Consider the following 17,475-nt stretch of genomic DNA (forward strand, 5'->3'; position numbering starts at 1 on the left):
TGCCATGCCCCGGCCAGCCAGCTTGCCGGGGCAATTTTTCCCATGGAGCCTTTATGAAAGTCCTCGTAGCGATCAAGCGTGTGGTCGATTACAACGTCAAGGTTCGCGTCAAGGCGGACAACAGCGGCGTCGATCTCGCCAACGTTAAGATGTCGATGAACCCCTTCTGCGAAATCGCCGTGGAAGAAGCCGTACGCCTGAAAGAGAAGGGCGTTGCCAGTGAAATCGTCGTGGTGTCGATCGGCCCGACGGCGGCGCAAGAGCAGCTGCGTACTGCTTTGGCCCTCGGTGCCGACCGCGCCATCCTGGTCGAGGCTGTCAAGGAAGAGGGTGCTGACGAGCTGAACTCCCTGGCCGTGGCCAAGCTGCTCAAGGCCGTGGTCGACAAGGAGCAGCCGCAGCTGGTGATCCTCGGCAAGCAGGCCATCGACAGCGACAACAACCAGACCGGCCAGATGCTCGGCGCGCTGACCGGCTTCGGCCAAGGCACCTTCGCCTCCAAGGTCGAAGTGGCGGGCGACAAGGTCAACGTGACCCGCGAGATCGACGGCGGCCTGCAGACCGTGGCGTTGAACCTGCCGGCGATCGTCACCACCGACCTGCGTCTGAACGAGCCGCGCTACGCCTCCTTGCCGAACATCATGAAGGCCAAGAAGAAGCCGCTGGAGGTGCTCACCCCGGACGCCCTGGGCGTTGCCACCGCGTCCACCGTGAAGACCCTGAAAGTCGAAGCGCCGGCTGCCCGCCAGGCCGGCATCAAGGTCAAGTCGGTGGCGGAACTGGTCGAGAAACTGAAGAACGAGGCGAAGGTAATCTAAATGACTATCCTGGTTATCGCTGAACACACCAATGCCGCCCTGGCGCCGGCCACTCTCAACACCGTGGCCGCTGCGCAGAAGATCGGTGGCGACATCCACCTCCTGGTTGCCGGTGCCGCCTGTGGCGCCGCCGCCGAAGCGGCTGCCAAGCTCGCCGGCGTGGCCAAGGTGCTGGTGGCCGACAACGCCGCCTTCGCCCATCAGCTGCCGGAAAACGTTGCGCCGCTGGTAGCTGCTCTTGTTCAAGAAGCAGGGGGCAAGGGTTACAGCCACATCCTCGCCGCCGCCACCAGCAACGGCAAGAACATCCTGCCGCGCGTCGCCGCCCAGCTGGACGTCGACCAGATCTCCGAAATCATCGCCGTGGAAAGCGCCGACACTTTCAAGCGGCCGATCTACGCCGGTAACGCCATCGCCACCGTGCAGTCTTCGGCGGCGGTGAAGGTGATCACCGTGCGTGCCACCGGTTTCGATCCGGTGGCCGGCGAAGGCGGCAGTGCTGTCGTGGAAGCCGTGGCCGTTGGCGGCGACGCCGGCATCTCGGCCTTCGTCTTTGAGGCGCTGGCCAAGTCCGATCGTCCGGAACTGACCGCGGCCAAGATCGTCGTCTCCGGCGGTCGCGGCATGCAGAACGGCGACAACTTCAAGCACCTGTATGCCCTGGCCGACAAGCTCGGCGCCGCCGTCGGTGCTTCGCGCGCTGCGGTCGACGCCGGTTTCGTGCCCAACGACATGCAGGTTGGCCAGACCGGCAAGATCGTCGCGCCGCAGCTGTACATCGCCGTCGGCATCAGCGGTGCCATCCAGCACCTGGCCGGGATGAAAGACTCCAAGGTCATCGTGGCAATCAACAAGGACGAAGAGGCGCCGATTTTTCAGGTGGCGGATTACGGTCTAGTGGGTGACTTGTTCGAGGTCGTGCCGCAGTTGCAGCAAGTGATCTGAAGCCCTAAAGGAATGTGTTGCAATACCTATAGAATTGTGCTATGCGTGCATACTCAAGTGGCGTGCGGGTTTCAGGGCTAATGCATTTGAAACATAGAGTTGACGTGCGGGAAAGACAATTTTTTGACTTACACGTTATGCGGTAAGTCTGATGCTTGAGCGTTTGAGCTTAGGCATTCTGGTTGTTTTCGTTATTCTTTGTACCCGGTTTTGTACCCGGTTTTGACTTCTTGTAGCATGTAGTGCTGGTTGCTGGCTTAGGGTGGTTGTGCCGAGATTGAATCGGCCTCGAGCCCGTCATTGAGTGCTTTGCTTGTAGTCCTACTGGCTTGAAACGTTTAAGCGCTATGTTGTCTGTCTGGCTATCACGCTGAGTGTAGGTGTTGTTAGGTGACTCGCTCGCTAATAACGCTCTCTCGGAAAGAGATGTAAGCCATAGCGTCATTGAGGTCTTTTATTCTGACTTGGACAGCCTGAGAGATTTTCTCATCGCTTTCCGCTGGAGGAGTTTCGTCTGGGTGGGCCATCTTCCAGAGAGCAAGAAGCTTCAGGTATGACAAAAGAGAGTGCGCTCAGCAGCAAGTGGTCGCCCGCCTGAAGTACTTATGATCATGACTCCACTCATTACAAAAACAAGAGAAGAGCCATGGCCGGAAACATCAAAAAACAGGTCGATAGTATCGACTACAGCACCGTCGCGGTTCCGGAAGAACACCGCATGAGCAAAGGCTCACTGACGATGGCTTGGTGGGCCATCTGCAGTGCTATGTTTTGGCTGGTGGTGTCCGCCACCCTGGCAATGAGCTTTGGTACGATGAATGCCATAATCGGCTTACTCTTGTCGGTCGTAACTTATGCGGCCATCAACGGGGTCATTGCCCGCTACGCCATTAAGACCGGATTATCGGTCGCACTCTTCTCCCGGGTGCTATTCGGACGCGCCGGCGCAGCACTGGCCACCCTGATTTTCTTCGCCACGGCGATCTACTACAGCGTGTTTGAAGGCTCGGTGATCGCCATTGCTATCCAACACTACGTGTCCGACATCACGCTCAATCAAGCCTACCTAATAGTGGTGCTATACAGCGTGCCACTGGTGTTCGGTAGCGTGCAGACCTGGCTGGATAAGTTCAATGGCGTGCTGCTGCCGCTCTACCTGATTGGTCTGATTGCCGTAGTAGCGATGGCCGTCGGTGAATACGGCTACAGTTCTGCCTGGTTGGAAATGGGGCCTGAGAGCGGGCCAGTAAGTAATGGCTGGTGGGACTGTTTCACCTATTTCATGGGAGTGTGGATTCTCATGATGTACACCTGGGACTACGCACGCTTCGGTCGTAAGCAGGACGCCAGCTACCACGCTAAATTTAACTTCGGCCTACCATTCTATATCTTCACCTTTCTTATTAACGGTCTGGTCGGCATCTTTCTCGCCGCCACCATTCCCGCAGAGGGCGGCCTGTCTGAGGTCTCGGTGGTGCTGGCCATTGTCGAGCTGATGGGTATCTGGGGGTTGTTGTTCGTTTGGGTCAGCCAGACCCGTATCAATACCGCAAATTTCTTCATGGCCGCTAGCAACATGCATGCGTTCTTCGGCCGTTTTGGCTTGGCGGCTGTGCCTTATATGGCATGGGCCGTAGTAGTTGGCATCGTGGTCTACACAATGATGTTGCTCAATGTGTTCAGCTACATTCTGCAAGCCCTGGCATACCAGAGCATCTTTGTAGTGGCTTGGGTAGCGATCGCTTTGGCGCATATTTTCTCGCCGAAATATACCCAGCTGTTCGAGGGCAATATTGAATTCGCTCTCGAACGAGTCAACGCCTTCAACCCGTGCGGCTTGATCGCCTGGTTCTTTGCCGCTGGCCTGGGGATAGTGCTGCTGAATTTCGGCGGAGCAACGCTGGCGACCTTCTCAGCGCCGGTGACCTTTGTCTGCGCGTTCGCCAGCTACTGGCTGCTACTCAACAGCGCCAAACGCAGCTGGTTTGTCCGCACCAGCTGCAGCTGAAACCAATATCGGCGCCCACCGGGCCGATGTATTCGGCTCCGGCAACTTGCTGCAGCTACCAAACCCGATCCAAAACTAAGCCGCAACACCGCAGCGGCTTAGTGCTGCGTAGCTGAAAAAAAGACTAACAATGCTAAGAGCCAATTCATGAAAATGATCAACCTGCACCCACAAGCAACTCTCATATTACTTCCATTGTTGGCATCGCTCGCGCTACCCGCAGGTGCGGTGGCTATCAATGACAACTTGGACATTGGCGGCGCCGTGCGTGCGCGTATCGACTACGACCCCGACCGGGATATCGAGAAGCTGAGTTTCGATACTGCCTTTCTCACCGCTACCTACAACTCCGATAGTTGGATCGGCGCGGCTAAATACCGTTTCTATGGCGACGCTTACCCTTTCGACTATACCGACAAGATCGGTGACATCGCCTTCGCCGAATATGCATGGATCGGCTACAAGTTCGATGAGTCGCGTCAGATTCAGGTGGGACTAAACAAGATTCCGTTCGGCCTGCTGCCCTATGCCGGCAGCACTTTCTTCTTGACCTTGGGCAGCGTGATCGGCCTGGAAGACATTGCGAACCTTGGTGTTAAATACATCCAGCAGCAGGATGACTGGAACTTCCAACTCGCTTACTACCTAAGCCCGGCTGATCAGGGTCAAGGTACAAGCCGCGGCGGGCGGACCTATGCAACCAGTGTTGCTACGGCAGATGACTACGTCGTCGACGGCAGCGATAACCACGAGCGCGACATCTTAGTCGGGCGTCTGGCCCGCAACCTAAAGCTTGGGAGCTGGCAGTCGGAGATCGGCGCCTCGGCATTGACCTCGACGCTGCAGAACCAGGACAGTCGTGATAGCGGCCGCCGAAATGCCCTAGCAGTCCACTACTCGGGCAAGAATGGCCCCTGGGGCGTGCAACTGCAAGCCACTCGCCAGGACATGAGCCCGGAGAATCCCGGCAGAGACAAGCTGGTTAGCTTCGGCAGCTTCGACGGCACCTTTAACGTTGCCGCCAAGGGTAACCTCTATGTAGCCGACCTCAGCTATGACATTCCTGGCTCACTCGGGTGGCTCTCTGGTGTCAAGGTTTACGGTAACTACAGCCTGTTCGACAAGGATGAGTCCAGCTTCGAGGATTCCCAGCGCTTCATCCTTGGCACATCTTTCTCGCTGAAAGACCTATGGATCGCCGTCGAGTGGTTGCACGGCAAGCACGATCCCTACATCGGTGGCGGTAGCTACACCCAGAGCCTGGGCGCCGGCGGTAGCGAACGCTGGGAAAACCAGTTGTATACCAATATCGGTTACTACTTCTGAGGCAATAAGCGCCCCTAGCAACCACTCACGCTCCTATTTTCGCCAGCCATGTGCTGGCGTTTTTTTATGGTGCGCCAGGCATGGCGCGTAGCGCCGTGACTGGCGCTGTCGGGTTCACTGTGGTGGTGAGCCTGGCGACTTGGAGGTGAAAGTCCTCTACACACCCGGCAAGGGGAAGTGTTAGCTGAAGGCAAGGGTGTCGCGGGCGACTGCGAATCTGAAGGAAGCCCGAGACAAAATGCTGGCCTGACGAACAGGAAGCGGATGAGGCGGCGCAGCGGGGTGAGGTGGCCATAATCGCCAAAGCCCGATACTTGCACGGAACGCTGCGACGTAGATCCGACAGGCATAAGCAGGAAGGTCGCGCGAATTACCCTGGGAGATCTGTACGCTTGCCATTGTGCTACCGATTGTCGAGAGGCGACGGGATGGGCGTGCAGAAGTCAGCCGAGGCCGTAGTAAGTGGCGGTCAACCACGCCATCAAGGGCCGAACAGGTCATGCCGCCAGTAGGCGTCAGCGTCTCGTCGATAACCGAAATGCAGAAATTTCTCCAAGAGAAGACTGTCACCCCGAGTCCCGGCCAGAGGCCGAGGATGACGCCTGACAGCGCAGAGGTATCGGCGGCGTCGGTGACGTGGATGAACGCGGAGCCGGACACGCTGATGGAGCGGGTGCTTGCGCCGCTCAATCTCAAGCGTGCGTATCAGCGCGTGGTCAGCAACAAGGGGGCGCCGGGTGCCGATGGCATGACGGTCGCCGACTTGGCAGGCTACGTGAAACAGTATTGGCCCATCCTGAAGGTCAGGCTGCTGGCAGGTGAATACCATCCCCAGGCAGTGCGGGCGGTCGAAATTCCCAAACCGCAGGGCGGTATGCGGCAACTGGGCATTCCCAGTGTCGTGGATCGCCTGATCCAGCAAGCCCTGCTGCAACAGCTCACGCCGATCTTCGATCCGCTGTTCTCGGACTATAGCTACGGCTTCCGTCCGGGCAGAAGCGCTCACCAGGCTGTCGAGATGGCCCGCACCCATGTGGCGGCGGGTCATAGGTGTTGCGTGGAACTCGATCTGGAGAAGTTCTTTGATCGGGTCAACCACGACATCCTGATGTTCTGTGTTGAGCGCCATGTCGAAGACAAACAGGTGCTCAGACTCATCCGCCGTTACCTCGAAGCGGGCGTCATGTCGGGCGGGGTTGTCAGCCATCGGCAGGAGGGGGCGCCGCAAGGCGGCCCGCTTTCGCCGCTGCTGTCGAACATCCTGCTCGATGAACTCGACCGTGAGTTGGAGCGGCGAGGCCATCGCTTCGTGCGCTATGCCGATGACGCGAACATTTATGTCCGTAGTCCGCGTGCTGGCGAACGAGTGCTGGCCAGTGTCGAGCGGTTCCTGAATCACCGTCTGAAACTGAGACTGAATCGGGACAAGAGTCGCGTGGCTGGGTCGTGGAAATGCGACTACCTGGGGTATGGGATGAGTTGGCACTCGCAGCCTAGACTGCGAGTGGCAACCATGAGCCTGCGCCGTGTGCGCGACCGTCTCAGGGAACTGCTGCGAGGGGTGCGGGGCCACAAGATGGCGAATGTCATCGAGCGGGTAAACCCGGTGCTGCGAGGCTGGGCAGGCTACTTCAAGCTCAGCCAGAGCAAGCGTCCACTGGAAGAGCTGGATGGCTGGGTCAGGCACAAACTTCGCTGTGTCATCTGGCGGCAATGGAAGCAGCCCTCTACGAGGGCGCGCAACCTGATGCGCCTGGGATTGAGCGAGGAGCGTGCCTGCAAGTCGGCCTTCAATGGCCGAGGCCCGTGGTGGAACTCAGGAGCGCCGCATATGAATCAGGCGCTGCCGAAGAAGCTATGGGACAGACTTTGACTGGTCTCGATACTGGATACGATCAATCGGCTTAACCGCATGGCCTGAACCGCCGTGTACGGAACCGTACGCACGGTGGTGTGGGAGGACGGCGGCCGTGAGGCCGCCTCCTACCCGATCGCAGCGTTCCGGCCTCCCGGCATTAGATCTTGAGTAGATGCACCAGTAGAAACAGTTCACTTCAGGCCAAAAAACGGTGCGCTTGAAGACAAGCCAGCCGCTAGGCCCGCGCGTAGCTTAGCGATGTGGGCAAGACATCCGTCACGCCTCCCCAGACAAAAACAAGATTTGTGGTGACCCATGAACATAGTAGACCCGATCACCCTGGCAGTCGTGCGCGGTGCGCTCGAAACAGCCCAGCGAGAAATGACCCTGACGCTGGAAAAGACCAGTCGCTCGAGCGTGTTCAACCTCGCCCACGACTATTCCAACGCACTCTTCGATCACCTCCCGGAAATGATCCTGCAAGGCCAGGACCTTCCTATTCATCTCGGTTCGCTTATCCCAGCGATGAAATGCGTTGCTGGCTTCTTCGGTGATGAGATTGCCGAGGGCGATGTTATTTATCATAACGATCCAGCCTACATGGGCAGTCATATCCTCGACTGCTGCATGTACAAACCGGTGTTCTATAAGGGCGAGCTGGTGTTCTGGACGGTCTGCAAGGGCCACCTGACCGATATTGGCGGCCCGGTACCGGCCGGCTACAACCCGGACGCAAAAGAAATCTACGCAGAGGGCCTGCGCATCCCGCCTGTCAAGTTGTGGGCCCAGGGCCAGCGCCGGGAAGACGTAATCAACCTGCTGCTGACCAACATGCGCGCCCGCGCCTATCAAGAAGGCGATCTGAATGCCCAGTACGGTGCTTGCAGCGTGGGCGAGCGTCACCTGATCGAGTTGCTCGATCGCTATGGCGTCGACCAGGTCCGAGCGTGCATTACCGAGCTGAAAGATATGGCAGACCGTCATATGCGCGCATTGTTGCGTGATGTGCCAGACGGTTTCTACAGCGGCACTGCCATTCTCGAAGACTCCGGTCATGGTCTGGGAGAATTGTCGATCACTGCCCAGGTGGAAATTCGCGGCGACGAGGCGCACGTTCTGATAGAGAGCCCGCCGCAGGTGCCTTACTTCATCAACTCCTACGCGGGCAATTCGATCTCCGGGGTTTACCTCGGACTGATGATGTTCGCCCAGGTGCCACCGCCCTACAATGAAGGCCTCTATCGCTGCGTGAGTGTAGACCTTGGCCCGTCCGGTACTCTGTGCAACGCCCAGGAGCCGGCACCGCACGTCAACTGCACCACTACTCCGATGGAAACCCTCGCCGATGCCGTGCGTCTGGCCCTTGAACAGGCGGCTCCGGAGCGTGTGACCGCCTCCTGGGGGCATGCCAGCGGGATCAATATCGCTGGGCACGACCCACGCAACAACAACGATGAATATGTGACCATGGTGCTGGCCTCGGTCATCTCCGGCGCTGGCGCTAACAAGGCTATGGATGGTTGGCCTGCTTGCGGCCCGCTGTGCTGCTTCGGCGCGCTGACGTCCGGCGATATCGAACTGCTTGAGTACTCCTATCCGGTACTGATACACCGCTACAGCCTGATGACCGACAGTGGTGGCGCCGGTGAATTCCGCGGTGGCTCTGGTACTCGCCTGGAGCTCGAGCCGCTGAAGCACGCCATGACCGTGGTCGGTTTCGGTGAGGGCCGGCAGCTGCCTACCGCCGGTGCGGCAGGGGCGAAGAATGTTCTGCTCGAGCCCAAGCTCGGCCGCTTGATCCATAGACATGTCGACGGTGAGGAAGACCATTACATCCAGAACACTCTGCTGACCGCACAACCAGGTGAGCGCGTAATCAACGTCAACCCGGGCGGTGGTGGCTATGGCGACCCACTACGTCGTCCGCTGGCCACGGTTCTAGCCGATGTGCGCAACGGCTTGGTCTCGATTGACGGCGCGCGCCTTGAATACGGCGTAGTGATTGACGGCAACGGCCAACTCGATGAAGCCGCAACCCACGCACACCGAGCCGCGCACTGAGCACAGCCCCTTTGAGCAATGCAGAGAATTCGAAAATGAGCAAACAACAATATCGCCTGGGCATCGATGCCGGCGGCACCTTCACTGATTTCATCCTCGCCGACCATCAGGGCAACGTGCAGTTGTTCAAGGCGCCGTCCACCCCACATGACGGCACCCTGGCCATACGCAACGGTCTGGCGCAAATCGCCGATGCCCTCGGCCGTACACCAGCCGAGATCATTGCCGACTGCGATCTGTGCATCAACGGGACGACTGTGGCGCTCAACGCACTGATCGAAAAGACCGGGGTCAAGGTGGGCCTGCTGTGTACCGATGGCCATGAAGACAGCCTGGAAATTCGCCTTGGCCACAAAGAAGATGGCCATCGCTATGACGCCACTTATCCACCGGCGCATATGTTAGTGCCGCGCCACCTGCGCCGTCCAATCGGCGGGCGTATTATCAGTGACGGCAGCGAGTTCAGCCCGCTAGACGAGGCGGCGATTCATGCCGCCATCGACTACTTCCGCGAACAACAGGTGCAGGCGGTGGCGATCTCCTTCGTCTGGTCGGTGCGCAACCCTAGTCACGAGCAGCGCGCTATGGCTATGGTGCGTGCGGCTTTACCTGACGTATTTGTCTGCAGCGGCCACGAGGTGTTCCCGCAGATTCGCGAATACACACGCACCTCGACAACCGTGGTCAACGCCTACCTTAGCCCAGTGATGGGTCGTTATATCGAACGCATCGACGCGCTGTTCGAGGAGCTGGGCGCGCAGCAGCCTACCCGCTATTTCCAGTCCAACGGAGGTCTGGCTCCTGGCGTGGTAATGCGTGAGCGGGCGGTCAACGCGATCAACTCCGGTCCGGCATCTGCCCCGCAAGCCGGCTTGTGCGTGGCCCAGCCATTCGGTATCGACAACGTAATCACCGTCGATATGGGTGGTACCTCGTTCGACATCACTCTTAGCAAAGGCGGTCGCACCAACTTCAGCAAAGACAGCGACTTCCTCCGTTACCGTATCGGCGTGCCAATGATTCAGGTGGAATCCCTTGGCGCCGGCGGTGGCTCGATCGCCCACCTTGACGACTTCGGCATGCTCCAGGTCGGTCCACGCAGTGCCGGGGCTAACCCCGGGCCTGTGTGTTATGGAAAGGGTGGGGTCGAGCCGACTGTAACCGATGCTAACCTGGCGCTCGGTTATCTGGCTGATGGTGCACTGCTCGGTGGCAGCATCCGTCTAAATCGACAAGCCGCGATCGATGCGATCCGCAGTAAAATTGCCGAACCGCTGGGTATCAGTGTCGAGCGCGCGGCCGTCGGTATCATTACCCTGGTTAACCTGAGCATGGTTAGTGGTATCCGCCGCGTGTCCATTGAGCGTGGTTATGATCCCCGTGACTTCGCCCTGATCGGTGCCGGTGGTGCAGCGGGCATGCACGTGATGCGACTAGCTGAGGAAATCGGCAGCAAGGTTGTGCTGATTCCCAAGGTGGCTTCGGGGCTGTGCGCCTTCGGCCAGATTCTCTCTGACATCCGCTATGATCAGCTGACTACTTTGCCGATGCGTTTGGATGACGAGTTCGTCGATTTGGAGCAACTAAACCAGGCCCTGCAGCAGTTACGCGAGCGTGGTATGACGAACCTGCGAGACGATGGTTTCGGTGGTGACAATCGTATTGAATGCCAGTACAGCCTGGAGATTCGTTACCTCGGACAGATCCACGAGTGCAGCGTCGAACTGAGCTGCGACCGGCTCGACCGTAGCAGCCTGGCGGCCCTGCGCGAATCCTTCCACCAGCGGCACAAGGCGCTGTTTTCCTTCAGTGAGCCTAACAGCCCGGTCGAACTAGTTAATCTAGAGTGCTCGGTGATCGCGCGGTTACAGCGTCCACCAATGCCTGAACTTGCAACCCCGCTCAAGGCAACGGCCGCGATTCCGGCTGGTCATCGTCCGATGCTGTTCAATGCGCAAGACGATTGGCAGGACACGCCTGTGTACAACGGCGACCGCATAGAAGTAGGGCAGATTATTCAAGGTCCCTGTGTGATTGAGGAAGCGACCACAAACATCGTTGTTCCACCGGGCTGGCGGGTCAGTCTGGATCCCTCGGCCACATATGAACTGACTCCCGGTCATTGACCGTCAGGGATTTTTAACAAAGGATTGTGTAACAACGGCACCGACGGCATTCACCGTTGGTGCCGCCCTCATAATAACTACAAATTGAGGACCTTTCATGACAGATCAATTGTCTACGCGGTATTGGCCTGAGGGAGAAAGGCAATCGCGTTGGGCCGAAGCCATCGGCAATACATATTTTCCATTGTCGTTGGAGTTCAATTCCAGCGCCATTTTCCAAGGCAGCCTGAAAATTTGGAAAACGGGCAGTACGCCGTTGGCGTTATCGCGCCTGCGCTCCAGTCAGCTAGGCTATTCGCGCAGCGAGAGCCAGGTTAGCGAAGATACTGAACCCTGTTACCTTGTAACAGTGCCGCGCCTTACCGAAGTACACTTCGAGCAAGACGGTCGTGAGCTCCATTGTAAGCCAGGTGGGTTCATCTTCGAGCGAGGCGATGCGCCTTATCGTTTTCACTACTCCTGCGACAACGACCTTTGGGTATTCAAGCTGCCTGAGCGCGCGCTACATGGACAGATACGTGGAGCCGAGCGCTACACCCGTTTCTGTTTCGAGGCTCGGCGTGGATTGGGACGAATTTTTGTTGATCAACTGGCGATGTGTGCCGCGCGCTTCGACGAATGCGATGCGGATGCCCGTCATATGCTGCTGGAACAGGTGCTTTCGACGTTGTTAATGGCTCTGCGCCAAGATGAGCGCGTCCTTAATAGTGAGAGTTCGAGTCTAGCTGCCCTGCATTTGCAGCGTATCGAGCACTACATCGACCGAAACTTGTGTTCAGCTGAACTAAACCCGCAGCATATTGCTCAGGCCTGCGGCTTATCGGTTCGCTATTTGCATAAATTATTTTTCAGTACGCCCTACAGTCTCGGTGAATGGATTCGCCTGAAACGATTGGAGGCTGTATATCAACGCCTACGTGATCCCCACTGCCACCTATCAATCGGTGAGCTGGCATATCGTTGGGGGTTCAGTGATCAGGCACAATTTTCCCGGCATTTTCGCCAGCACTTTAGTTGTACTGCCAGTGAAGCCCGAGCCGTTTCGTTAAAGCCGTAGCCGGTTACTTTATTGTCAATGTGCTCTGGGGGATTAGAAGTCACTCGGCGTAGCTCCCCATAAAGGCTCCACGCCTTTTCACCGTTGCGGGAGTACCAGTTATATATCGGCGTCTGATATTCCATACGGGCGCTAACTTGGGTAAGCCTTTGTCGTCTGCATTGGCAAACTCATGCGTAGCTGGTGTTGCTGATCAAGCCAAGCTTATTGTTTTAGGTTCACGCGAGCGGGCTGAGAGCGGCGCAGGCTTCACAAGCGTAAGACGGAACCATGCTAGGTGCAAAGCTATGGTGTTGGGTAGTAATTGCTTCAGGTCTGTCCTGCAAAAAACATGCTGAAATTCCGCAGGCACCCCCTCTAAGGGCGAGACACGGTAACTATCCCATGATTTCAGGGGCGGACTGGGATGCTCTCAGGTTGCTGTTGCGCATGATCCCTTCGATGATCGGTACTGGTGTCATCAGATGAGCCTGCATCATGGCGCTTGCTCGCGTTGCGTCACGGGCAAGGATAGCTTCTACCAGTTCGCTGTGCTCTTGACGTTTCAGGGACAAGGCCTCCTCGGATAGCACCGTGCGCCGCAGCCACAGCTGGCGATAGCGCTCGGCCTGATCGAACAGATAGGCGCGCGCCTGCAGCAGGTGTCTAGACCCACAGCCGGAGGCTATAGCTGTATGGAAGGCCTTGTGTCGGGCATCCCATATTTCCAGCATCTGCTCCTGGGTCTTGACCTCCATTACCTTGGCCAATGTATGCGAATAGGCCAACACCTGGGCCTCCCAGGCGTCATCGCCGCGTTCGATGGCGAGCTTAAGTACCAGCGCTTCGAGATTGGCCCGTGCGTCATAGATGTCCTGCATTTCGCTCAGCGACATAGGAGCGACGCGGTAGCCACGCTGACTGATAGCTACTACCAGATTTTCCGCAATCAGATGCGATAGCGCTTCACGCAGAGGGCCTACGCCTAGGTCGTAGCGCTCCTTAAGCGCAGTCATTCGCAGTTTTTCTCCGGGCTTGAACATGCCCTGAATTATGTCCCGCTTGAGCCACTCATAGCCGCTGACTGCTGAGTTTTGGCGGGGGGCGAGCGTATCCATAAACCATGCTCCTCAACGGGTTTTATCCATCATACGCAACTGCAGAAATATTTACTAAGTGGAGATGCAGTTGCCGAGTGTCGCTATTTTATAAAAGCGTAGACATTTTTATAAAATAGCTATATTTTTAGTCCGGCTGTTCTGGTAAATCTCGGGGCGGCGTACAGACAATTTTTTCGTCAGGACTCTGCCATGAATGCCTTTACCCAGCTCAAAGATCTTGTGATGCCGCTACCGACCGCCGTTAAGGGGTTTTCTCTTTCACCCTCCGCTCAGTCGCCCCGTTTGTTCGAGCTGACCTTCACTAAGGCGACGATAGAGGCTTTCTGTGTAGCAGTGGCCGAGTGGCCGGTGCAGGCGCTGGAATACAAGTCCTTCTTGCGATTTCGCTTCGCCAAAATTCTTGACGATCTCTGCGGTAACAGCCTGCGCCCGGTGCTACTCAACGCCCTAATGGATCGTGCCACCGGAGGGCTGTTAATCAAGCAGGAGGCCCTGAATGATGTGGCACAAGCTGATGATATGGTCAAATTCTCGACTGCTGTGGCCCACCTGCTGGGGCGGTCGAACTTTGATGCGATGAGCGGCCAGTTCTACGCACGCTTCGTGGTCGAGAACGTCGATAATTCGGACAGCTACCTGCGCCAACCTCACCGGGTAATGGAGTTGCACAACGATGGTACTTTCGTCGATCAGATCACCGACTACGTGCTGATGATGAAGATCGATGAGCAGAATATCGAAGGTGGCAACTCGCTGATCCTGCATCTGGACGACTGGGAGGATCGCCATGCTTTCTTCCATCATCCGCTAGCACGGCGCGTCATGCGCTGGACCGCGCCGCCGAGTAAAAGGGTCGATACGGACGTGTTCCATTCGATCTTTGATGTCGACGCCGAAGGGCGGCCGACTATTCGCTATATCGATCAATTTGTTCAGCCCAAAGACTTCGACGAGGGCAACTGGCTGACCGACCTGTCTATCTCCCTGGAGGGCAGTAAACAGAAGCTTTCCGTGCCGGTGCCAGTTGGCTGCTTCCTGCTGATTAATAACCTGTATTGGCTGCATGGCCGCGATCGTTTCACCCCTCACCCTGGGCTGCGCCGTGAACTGATGCGCCAGCGCGGTTACTTCAGTTACCCCAAACTCGGCCATCAGCAAGGCCAATAATTGCCATTAATTGAACAGGGGCTGCGCGGTTTAGCCCTTGTCGTTTGTCCACGGGGCAAAACAGATCGAGTAGAGGTGATAGCGGTGTACGATTTTGTGATCATCGGGGGCGGCATTATCGGCATGTCGACTGCCATGCAATTAATCAAGGCCTACCCAGAGTCGAAAATCTTGTTGCTCGAGAAAGAGTCCGGGCCAGCTAAGCATCAGACGGGGCACAATAGCGGGGTCATCCACGCCGGCGTCTACTACACGCCGGGTAGCTTGAAGGCGAAGTTCTGCCTGGAAGGCAACCGTGCTACCAAATCGTTCTGTAACGAGCACGGCATTATCTACGATGAGTGCGGTAAGTTGCTGGTCGCCACCAATGAGGTGGAAATGCAGCGCATGCGCGCGCTTTGGGAGCGCACTGCAGCCAATGGTCTGGAGCGCGAGTGGCTGTCTGCGGAGCAACTGAAGGAACGCGAACCGAACATCACCGGAATCGGCGGGATCTTCGTGCCCTCCAGTGGTATCGTTAACTATGCCGAGGTCACCGCTGCCATGGCTCGCGAGTTCCAGAGGCACGGTGGCGAGATTCGCTACGACAGCGAAGTCATCGGCCTGGAAGAGCGCGCCACGGAGATGCGGGTTAAAACCCAGCATGAAGAAGTCATTGCACGCTTTTTGGTGACCTGCTCGGGTCTGATGGCCGACCGCATTGTATGTCTACTGGGCTTAGATCCTGGCTTTAGCATTTGCCCGTTCCGTGGCGAATACTATTTGCTGCCTGAGCAGCACAACCGGATCGTCAATCACCTGATCTACCCGATTCCCGATCCCTCCATGCCGTTCCTCGGCGTGCACCTGACGCGAATGATCGACGGCAGTGTGACAGTCGGTCCCAATGCTGTGCTGGCACTCAAGCGTGAGGGCTATCGCAAGCGTGACATATCTTTGTCCGACACGTTCGCAATGCTCACCAATCCGGGCATTCTTAAAGTGCTCAAGGACAATCTGCGGCCCGGCCTGATCGAGATGAAAAACTCGCTGTTCAAGCGTGGTTATCTACAGCAAGTACGCAAGTACTGCCCCAGCTTAACGCTGCAGGATCTCAAGCCTTACCCGGCCGGCGTCCGCGCCCAAGCGGTTTCAGCGGACGGCAAGTTGATCGAGGACTTCCTGTTCCGCAATACCCGCCGTAGCGTCAACGTCTGCAATGCACCATCGCCGGCGGCTACCTCTGCAATTCCCATAGGCGCCTACATCATCAAGCAGATTGATGCACAGCTGCAGGGGCTACCCAGGTTTGTAAAAAACCAACATCCCGCATGAGGCAGTGCGGGGCGAATTCGGCAGTGCACTGGAACGAACAAGACTGTGCGCAAGACGACAAGCCCCGCACCGGCTCAGTCTAATAGGCTATCGGCTAGTGCACTTAACGTCCCCGAGCCAAGTCATCGTTACTGAACTCGTTACCGAATTGAAGTGTGTGATTGTGATCAAAAGCCGGATGCCTACTTATAAGGCTACTCCCAGAAACCATGCTTGTTAGTCATATTGAGAGCGCCCCATGAACCAGTCAGTATCCTCGCTGCCAGAAAAAGACATTCAGTATCAACTGCACCCCTACACCAATGCTCGCCTTCATCAGGAGCTTGGCCCGCTGATCATCGAGCGCGGGGAGGGTATCTATGTTTATGACGATCAGGGCAAGGGTTATATCGAGGCGATGGCTGGGTTGTGGAGCGCCGCGCTTGGCTTTAGCAATCAACGTCTGATCAAGGCAGCTGAGCAGCAATTCAACACCCTGCCGTTTTATCACCTGTTCAGTCACAAATCGCATCGCCCGAGTATCGAGTTAGCCGAAAAGCTGATCGAGATGGCGCCGGTGCCTATGAGTAAGGTGTTCTTCACCAACTCCGGTTCCGAGGCTAACGATACTGTAGTGAAGATGGTCTGGTACCTCAATAACGCTCTAGGCAAACCAGCCAAGAAGAAGTTCATCAGTCGGGTCAACGGCTACCACGGCATCACCGTCGCCAGCGCAAGCTTGACTGGCCTTCCAGGCAACCAGCGCGGTTTCGACCTGCCGCTTCCAGGCTTCCTGCATGTCGGCTGCCCGCACCATTATCGTTTCGCCCTTGCCGGTGAAAGTGAAGAGCATTTCGCTGACCGCCTTGCCGTCGAGCTCGAGCAGAAGATTCTCGCCGAAGGCCCGGAGACTATCGCAGCGTTCATTGGCGAGCCATTGATGGGCGCTGGCGGTGTCATAGTGCCGCCTCGTACCTACTGGGAGAAGATCCAGAAAGTTTGCCGTAAGTACGACATCCTGGTTATCGCCGATGAGGTAATCTGTGGATTTGGGCGTACCGGGCAGATGTTTGGCAGCCAGACCTTTGGTATCCAGCCGGACATCATGGTGTTATCCAAGCAACTGTCATCTTCTTATCAGCCGATAGCGGCGATTCTGATCAATGCCCCAGTATTTGAGGGCATCGCTGATCAGAGCCAAGCGCTTGGCGCGCTTGGGCATGGGTTCACCGGCAGCGGTCATCCGGTAGCTACTGCCGTGGCCTTGGAGAACCTGAAGATTATTGAAGAGGAGAGCCTGGTCGAGCATGCGGCGCAAATGGGCCAGTTGTTGCGCAGCGGCCTACAGCATTTCATCGATCATCCCTTGGTGGGCGAAATTCGCGGTTGTGGACTGATCGCTGCGGTAGAACTAGTTGGCGATCGCGTGAGCAAGGCGCCGTATCAGGCGCTAGGCACCCTCGGACGCTACATGGCCGGCAGAGCCCAGGAACACGGCATGATTACTCGCGCCATGGGTGATGCCGTGGCCTTCTGCCCGCCGTTAATCGTCAACGAACAGGAAGTCGGAATGATTGTAGAGCGCTTTGCCAGGGCGCTGGACGACACCACTCAGTGGGTTGGTTAGATCAATCCGGGGGAGGAGAGAATTGCTTTTATGTGGCTCTCCTCGGCTTAAATTCATAGCTTGGAAAATAGCTGAGCAGCACTGAATGC

General features: G+C 57.2%; 12 protein-coding genes. 11 read left to right on the forward strand and 1 reads right to left on the reverse strand.

The annotated features are described in order from the left end of the window. Positions 1-53 precede the first annotated feature (53 nt). The 8 genes from H096_RS30080 (at position 54) to H096_RS30115 (ending at position 12,199) form a co-directional block, all read left to right on the forward strand. Positions 54-818, forward strand: coding sequence for an electron transfer flavoprotein subunit beta/FixA family protein (locus tag H096_RS30080; protein ID WP_023048095.1), 765 nt, complete (start codon positions 54-56; stop codon positions 816-818). After that, entirely contained in the window at positions 819-1,763 is a 945-nt protein-coding gene (locus H096_RS30085) for an FAD-binding protein (RefSeq protein ID WP_023662939.1), read from the forward strand. 646 nt (positions 1,764-2,409) lie between these two features. Further along, complete coding sequence (locus tag H096_RS30090) at positions 2,410-3,771, forward strand: allantoin permease (protein ID WP_033902867.1); 1,362 nt, start codon at positions 2,410-2,412, stop codon at positions 3,769-3,771. A gap of 153 nt (positions 3,772-3,924) precedes the next feature. Beyond that, on the forward strand, positions 3,925-5,097 hold the full coding sequence (locus tag H096_RS30095) for a porin (RefSeq protein ID WP_031637015.1): 1,173 nt from the start codon (positions 3,925-3,927) through the stop codon (positions 5,095-5,097). A 499-nt stretch (positions 5,098-5,596) separates the two neighbouring features. After that, entirely contained in the window at positions 5,597-6,970 is a 1,374-nt protein-coding gene (gene ltrA / locus H096_RS30100) for a group II intron reverse transcriptase/maturase (RefSeq protein ID WP_049950174.1), read from the forward strand. Positions 6,971-7,270: 300 nt separating this feature from the next. Continuing rightward, on the forward strand, positions 7,271-9,016 hold the full coding sequence (locus H096_RS30105) for a hydantoinase B/oxoprolinase family protein (RefSeq protein WP_033902868.1): 1,746 nt from the start codon (positions 7,271-7,273) through the stop codon (positions 9,014-9,016). 35 nt (positions 9,017-9,051) lie between these two features. After that, on the forward strand, positions 9,052-11,142 hold the full coding sequence (locus H096_RS30110) for a hydantoinase/oxoprolinase family protein (protein ID WP_033902869.1): 2,091 nt from the start codon (positions 9,052-9,054) through the stop codon (positions 11,140-11,142). Positions 11,143-11,239: 97 nt separating this feature from the next. Beyond that, positions 11,240-12,199, forward strand: a complete 960-nt coding sequence (locus tag H096_RS30115) for a helix-turn-helix domain-containing protein (protein WP_033902870.1) — start codon at positions 11,240-11,242, stop codon at positions 12,197-12,199. A 377-nt stretch (positions 12,200-12,576) separates the two neighbouring features. Here the strand turns inward: H096_RS30115 and csiR are convergent, their stop codons facing one another. Next, positions 12,577-13,296 (reverse strand): DNA-binding transcriptional regulator CsiR, encoded by a 720-nt coding sequence (csiR, locus tag H096_RS30120; protein WP_023048102.1) that lies wholly within the window; start codon positions 13,294-13,296, stop codon positions 12,577-12,579. A 192-nt stretch (positions 13,297-13,488) separates the two neighbouring features. Between csiR and glaH the strand changes: the two genes are divergently transcribed. From glaH to H096_RS30135, 3 genes are all read left to right on the forward strand, one after another. Beyond that, a complete protein-coding gene (gene glaH, locus H096_RS30125; protein WP_023628647.1) occupies positions 13,489-14,466 on the forward strand; it encodes a glutarate dioxygenase GlaH in 978 nt (325 codons plus the stop codon). 84 nt (positions 14,467-14,550) lie between these two features. Next, the gene (lhgO, locus tag H096_RS30130; RefSeq protein ID WP_023048104.1) at positions 14,551-15,780 is read left to right on the forward strand and encodes an L-2-hydroxyglutarate oxidase; all 1,230 of its coding nucleotides are present in this window, start codon (positions 14,551-14,553) and stop codon (positions 15,778-15,780) included. A gap of 238 nt (positions 15,781-16,018) precedes the next feature. After that, positions 16,019-17,386 carry an aspartate aminotransferase family protein gene (locus H096_RS30135; RefSeq protein WP_023048105.1) on the forward strand — a complete coding sequence of 456 codons (1,368 nt, stop codon included), beginning with the start codon at positions 16,019-16,021 and terminating at the stop codon, positions 17,384-17,386. The last annotated feature ends 89 nt before the right edge of the window (positions 17,387-17,475 follow it).

It is taken from the genome of Pseudomonas sp. FH1, from assembly GCF_000510895.2.
Lineage (GTDB): Bacteria > Pseudomonadota > Gammaproteobacteria > Pseudomonadales > Pseudomonadaceae > Aquipseudomonas > Aquipseudomonas azotoformans_A.

Bases quoted from the DNA above. Each gene is read 5' to 3' on its own strand.
- H096_RS30080 (WP_023048095.1), top strand. From the start codon at position 54: ATGAAAGTCCTCGTAGCGATCAAGCGTGTGGTCGATTACAACGTCAAG.
- H096_RS30085 (WP_023662939.1), top strand. From the start codon at position 819: ATGACTATCCTGGTTATCGCTGAACACACCAATGCCGCCCTGGCGCCG.
- H096_RS30090 (WP_033902867.1), top strand. From the start codon at position 2,410: ATGGCCGGAAACATCAAAAAACAGGTCGATAGTATCGACTACAGCACC.
- H096_RS30095 (WP_031637015.1), top strand. From the start codon at position 3,925: ATGATCAACCTGCACCCACAAGCAACTCTCATATTACTTCCATTGTTG.
- ltrA (WP_049950174.1), top strand. From the start codon at position 5,597: ATGCCGCCAGTAGGCGTCAGCGTCTCGTCGATAACCGAAATGCAGAAA.
- H096_RS30105 (WP_033902868.1), top strand. From the start codon at position 7,271: ATGAACATAGTAGACCCGATCACCCTGGCAGTCGTGCGCGGTGCGCTC.
- H096_RS30110 (WP_033902869.1), top strand. From the start codon at position 9,052: ATGAGCAAACAACAATATCGCCTGGGCATCGATGCCGGCGGCACCTTC.
- H096_RS30115 (WP_033902870.1), top strand. From the start codon at position 11,240: ATGACAGATCAATTGTCTACGCGGTATTGGCCTGAGGGAGAAAGGCAA.
- csiR (WP_023048102.1), bottom strand. From the start codon at position 13,296: ATGGATACGCTCGCCCCCCGCCAAAACTCAGCAGTCAGCGGCTATGAG.
- glaH (WP_023628647.1), top strand. From the start codon at position 13,489: ATGAATGCCTTTACCCAGCTCAAAGATCTTGTGATGCCGCTACCGACC.
- H096_RS30135 (WP_023048105.1), top strand. From the start codon at position 16,019: ATGAACCAGTCAGTATCCTCGCTGCCAGAAAAAGACATTCAGTATCAA.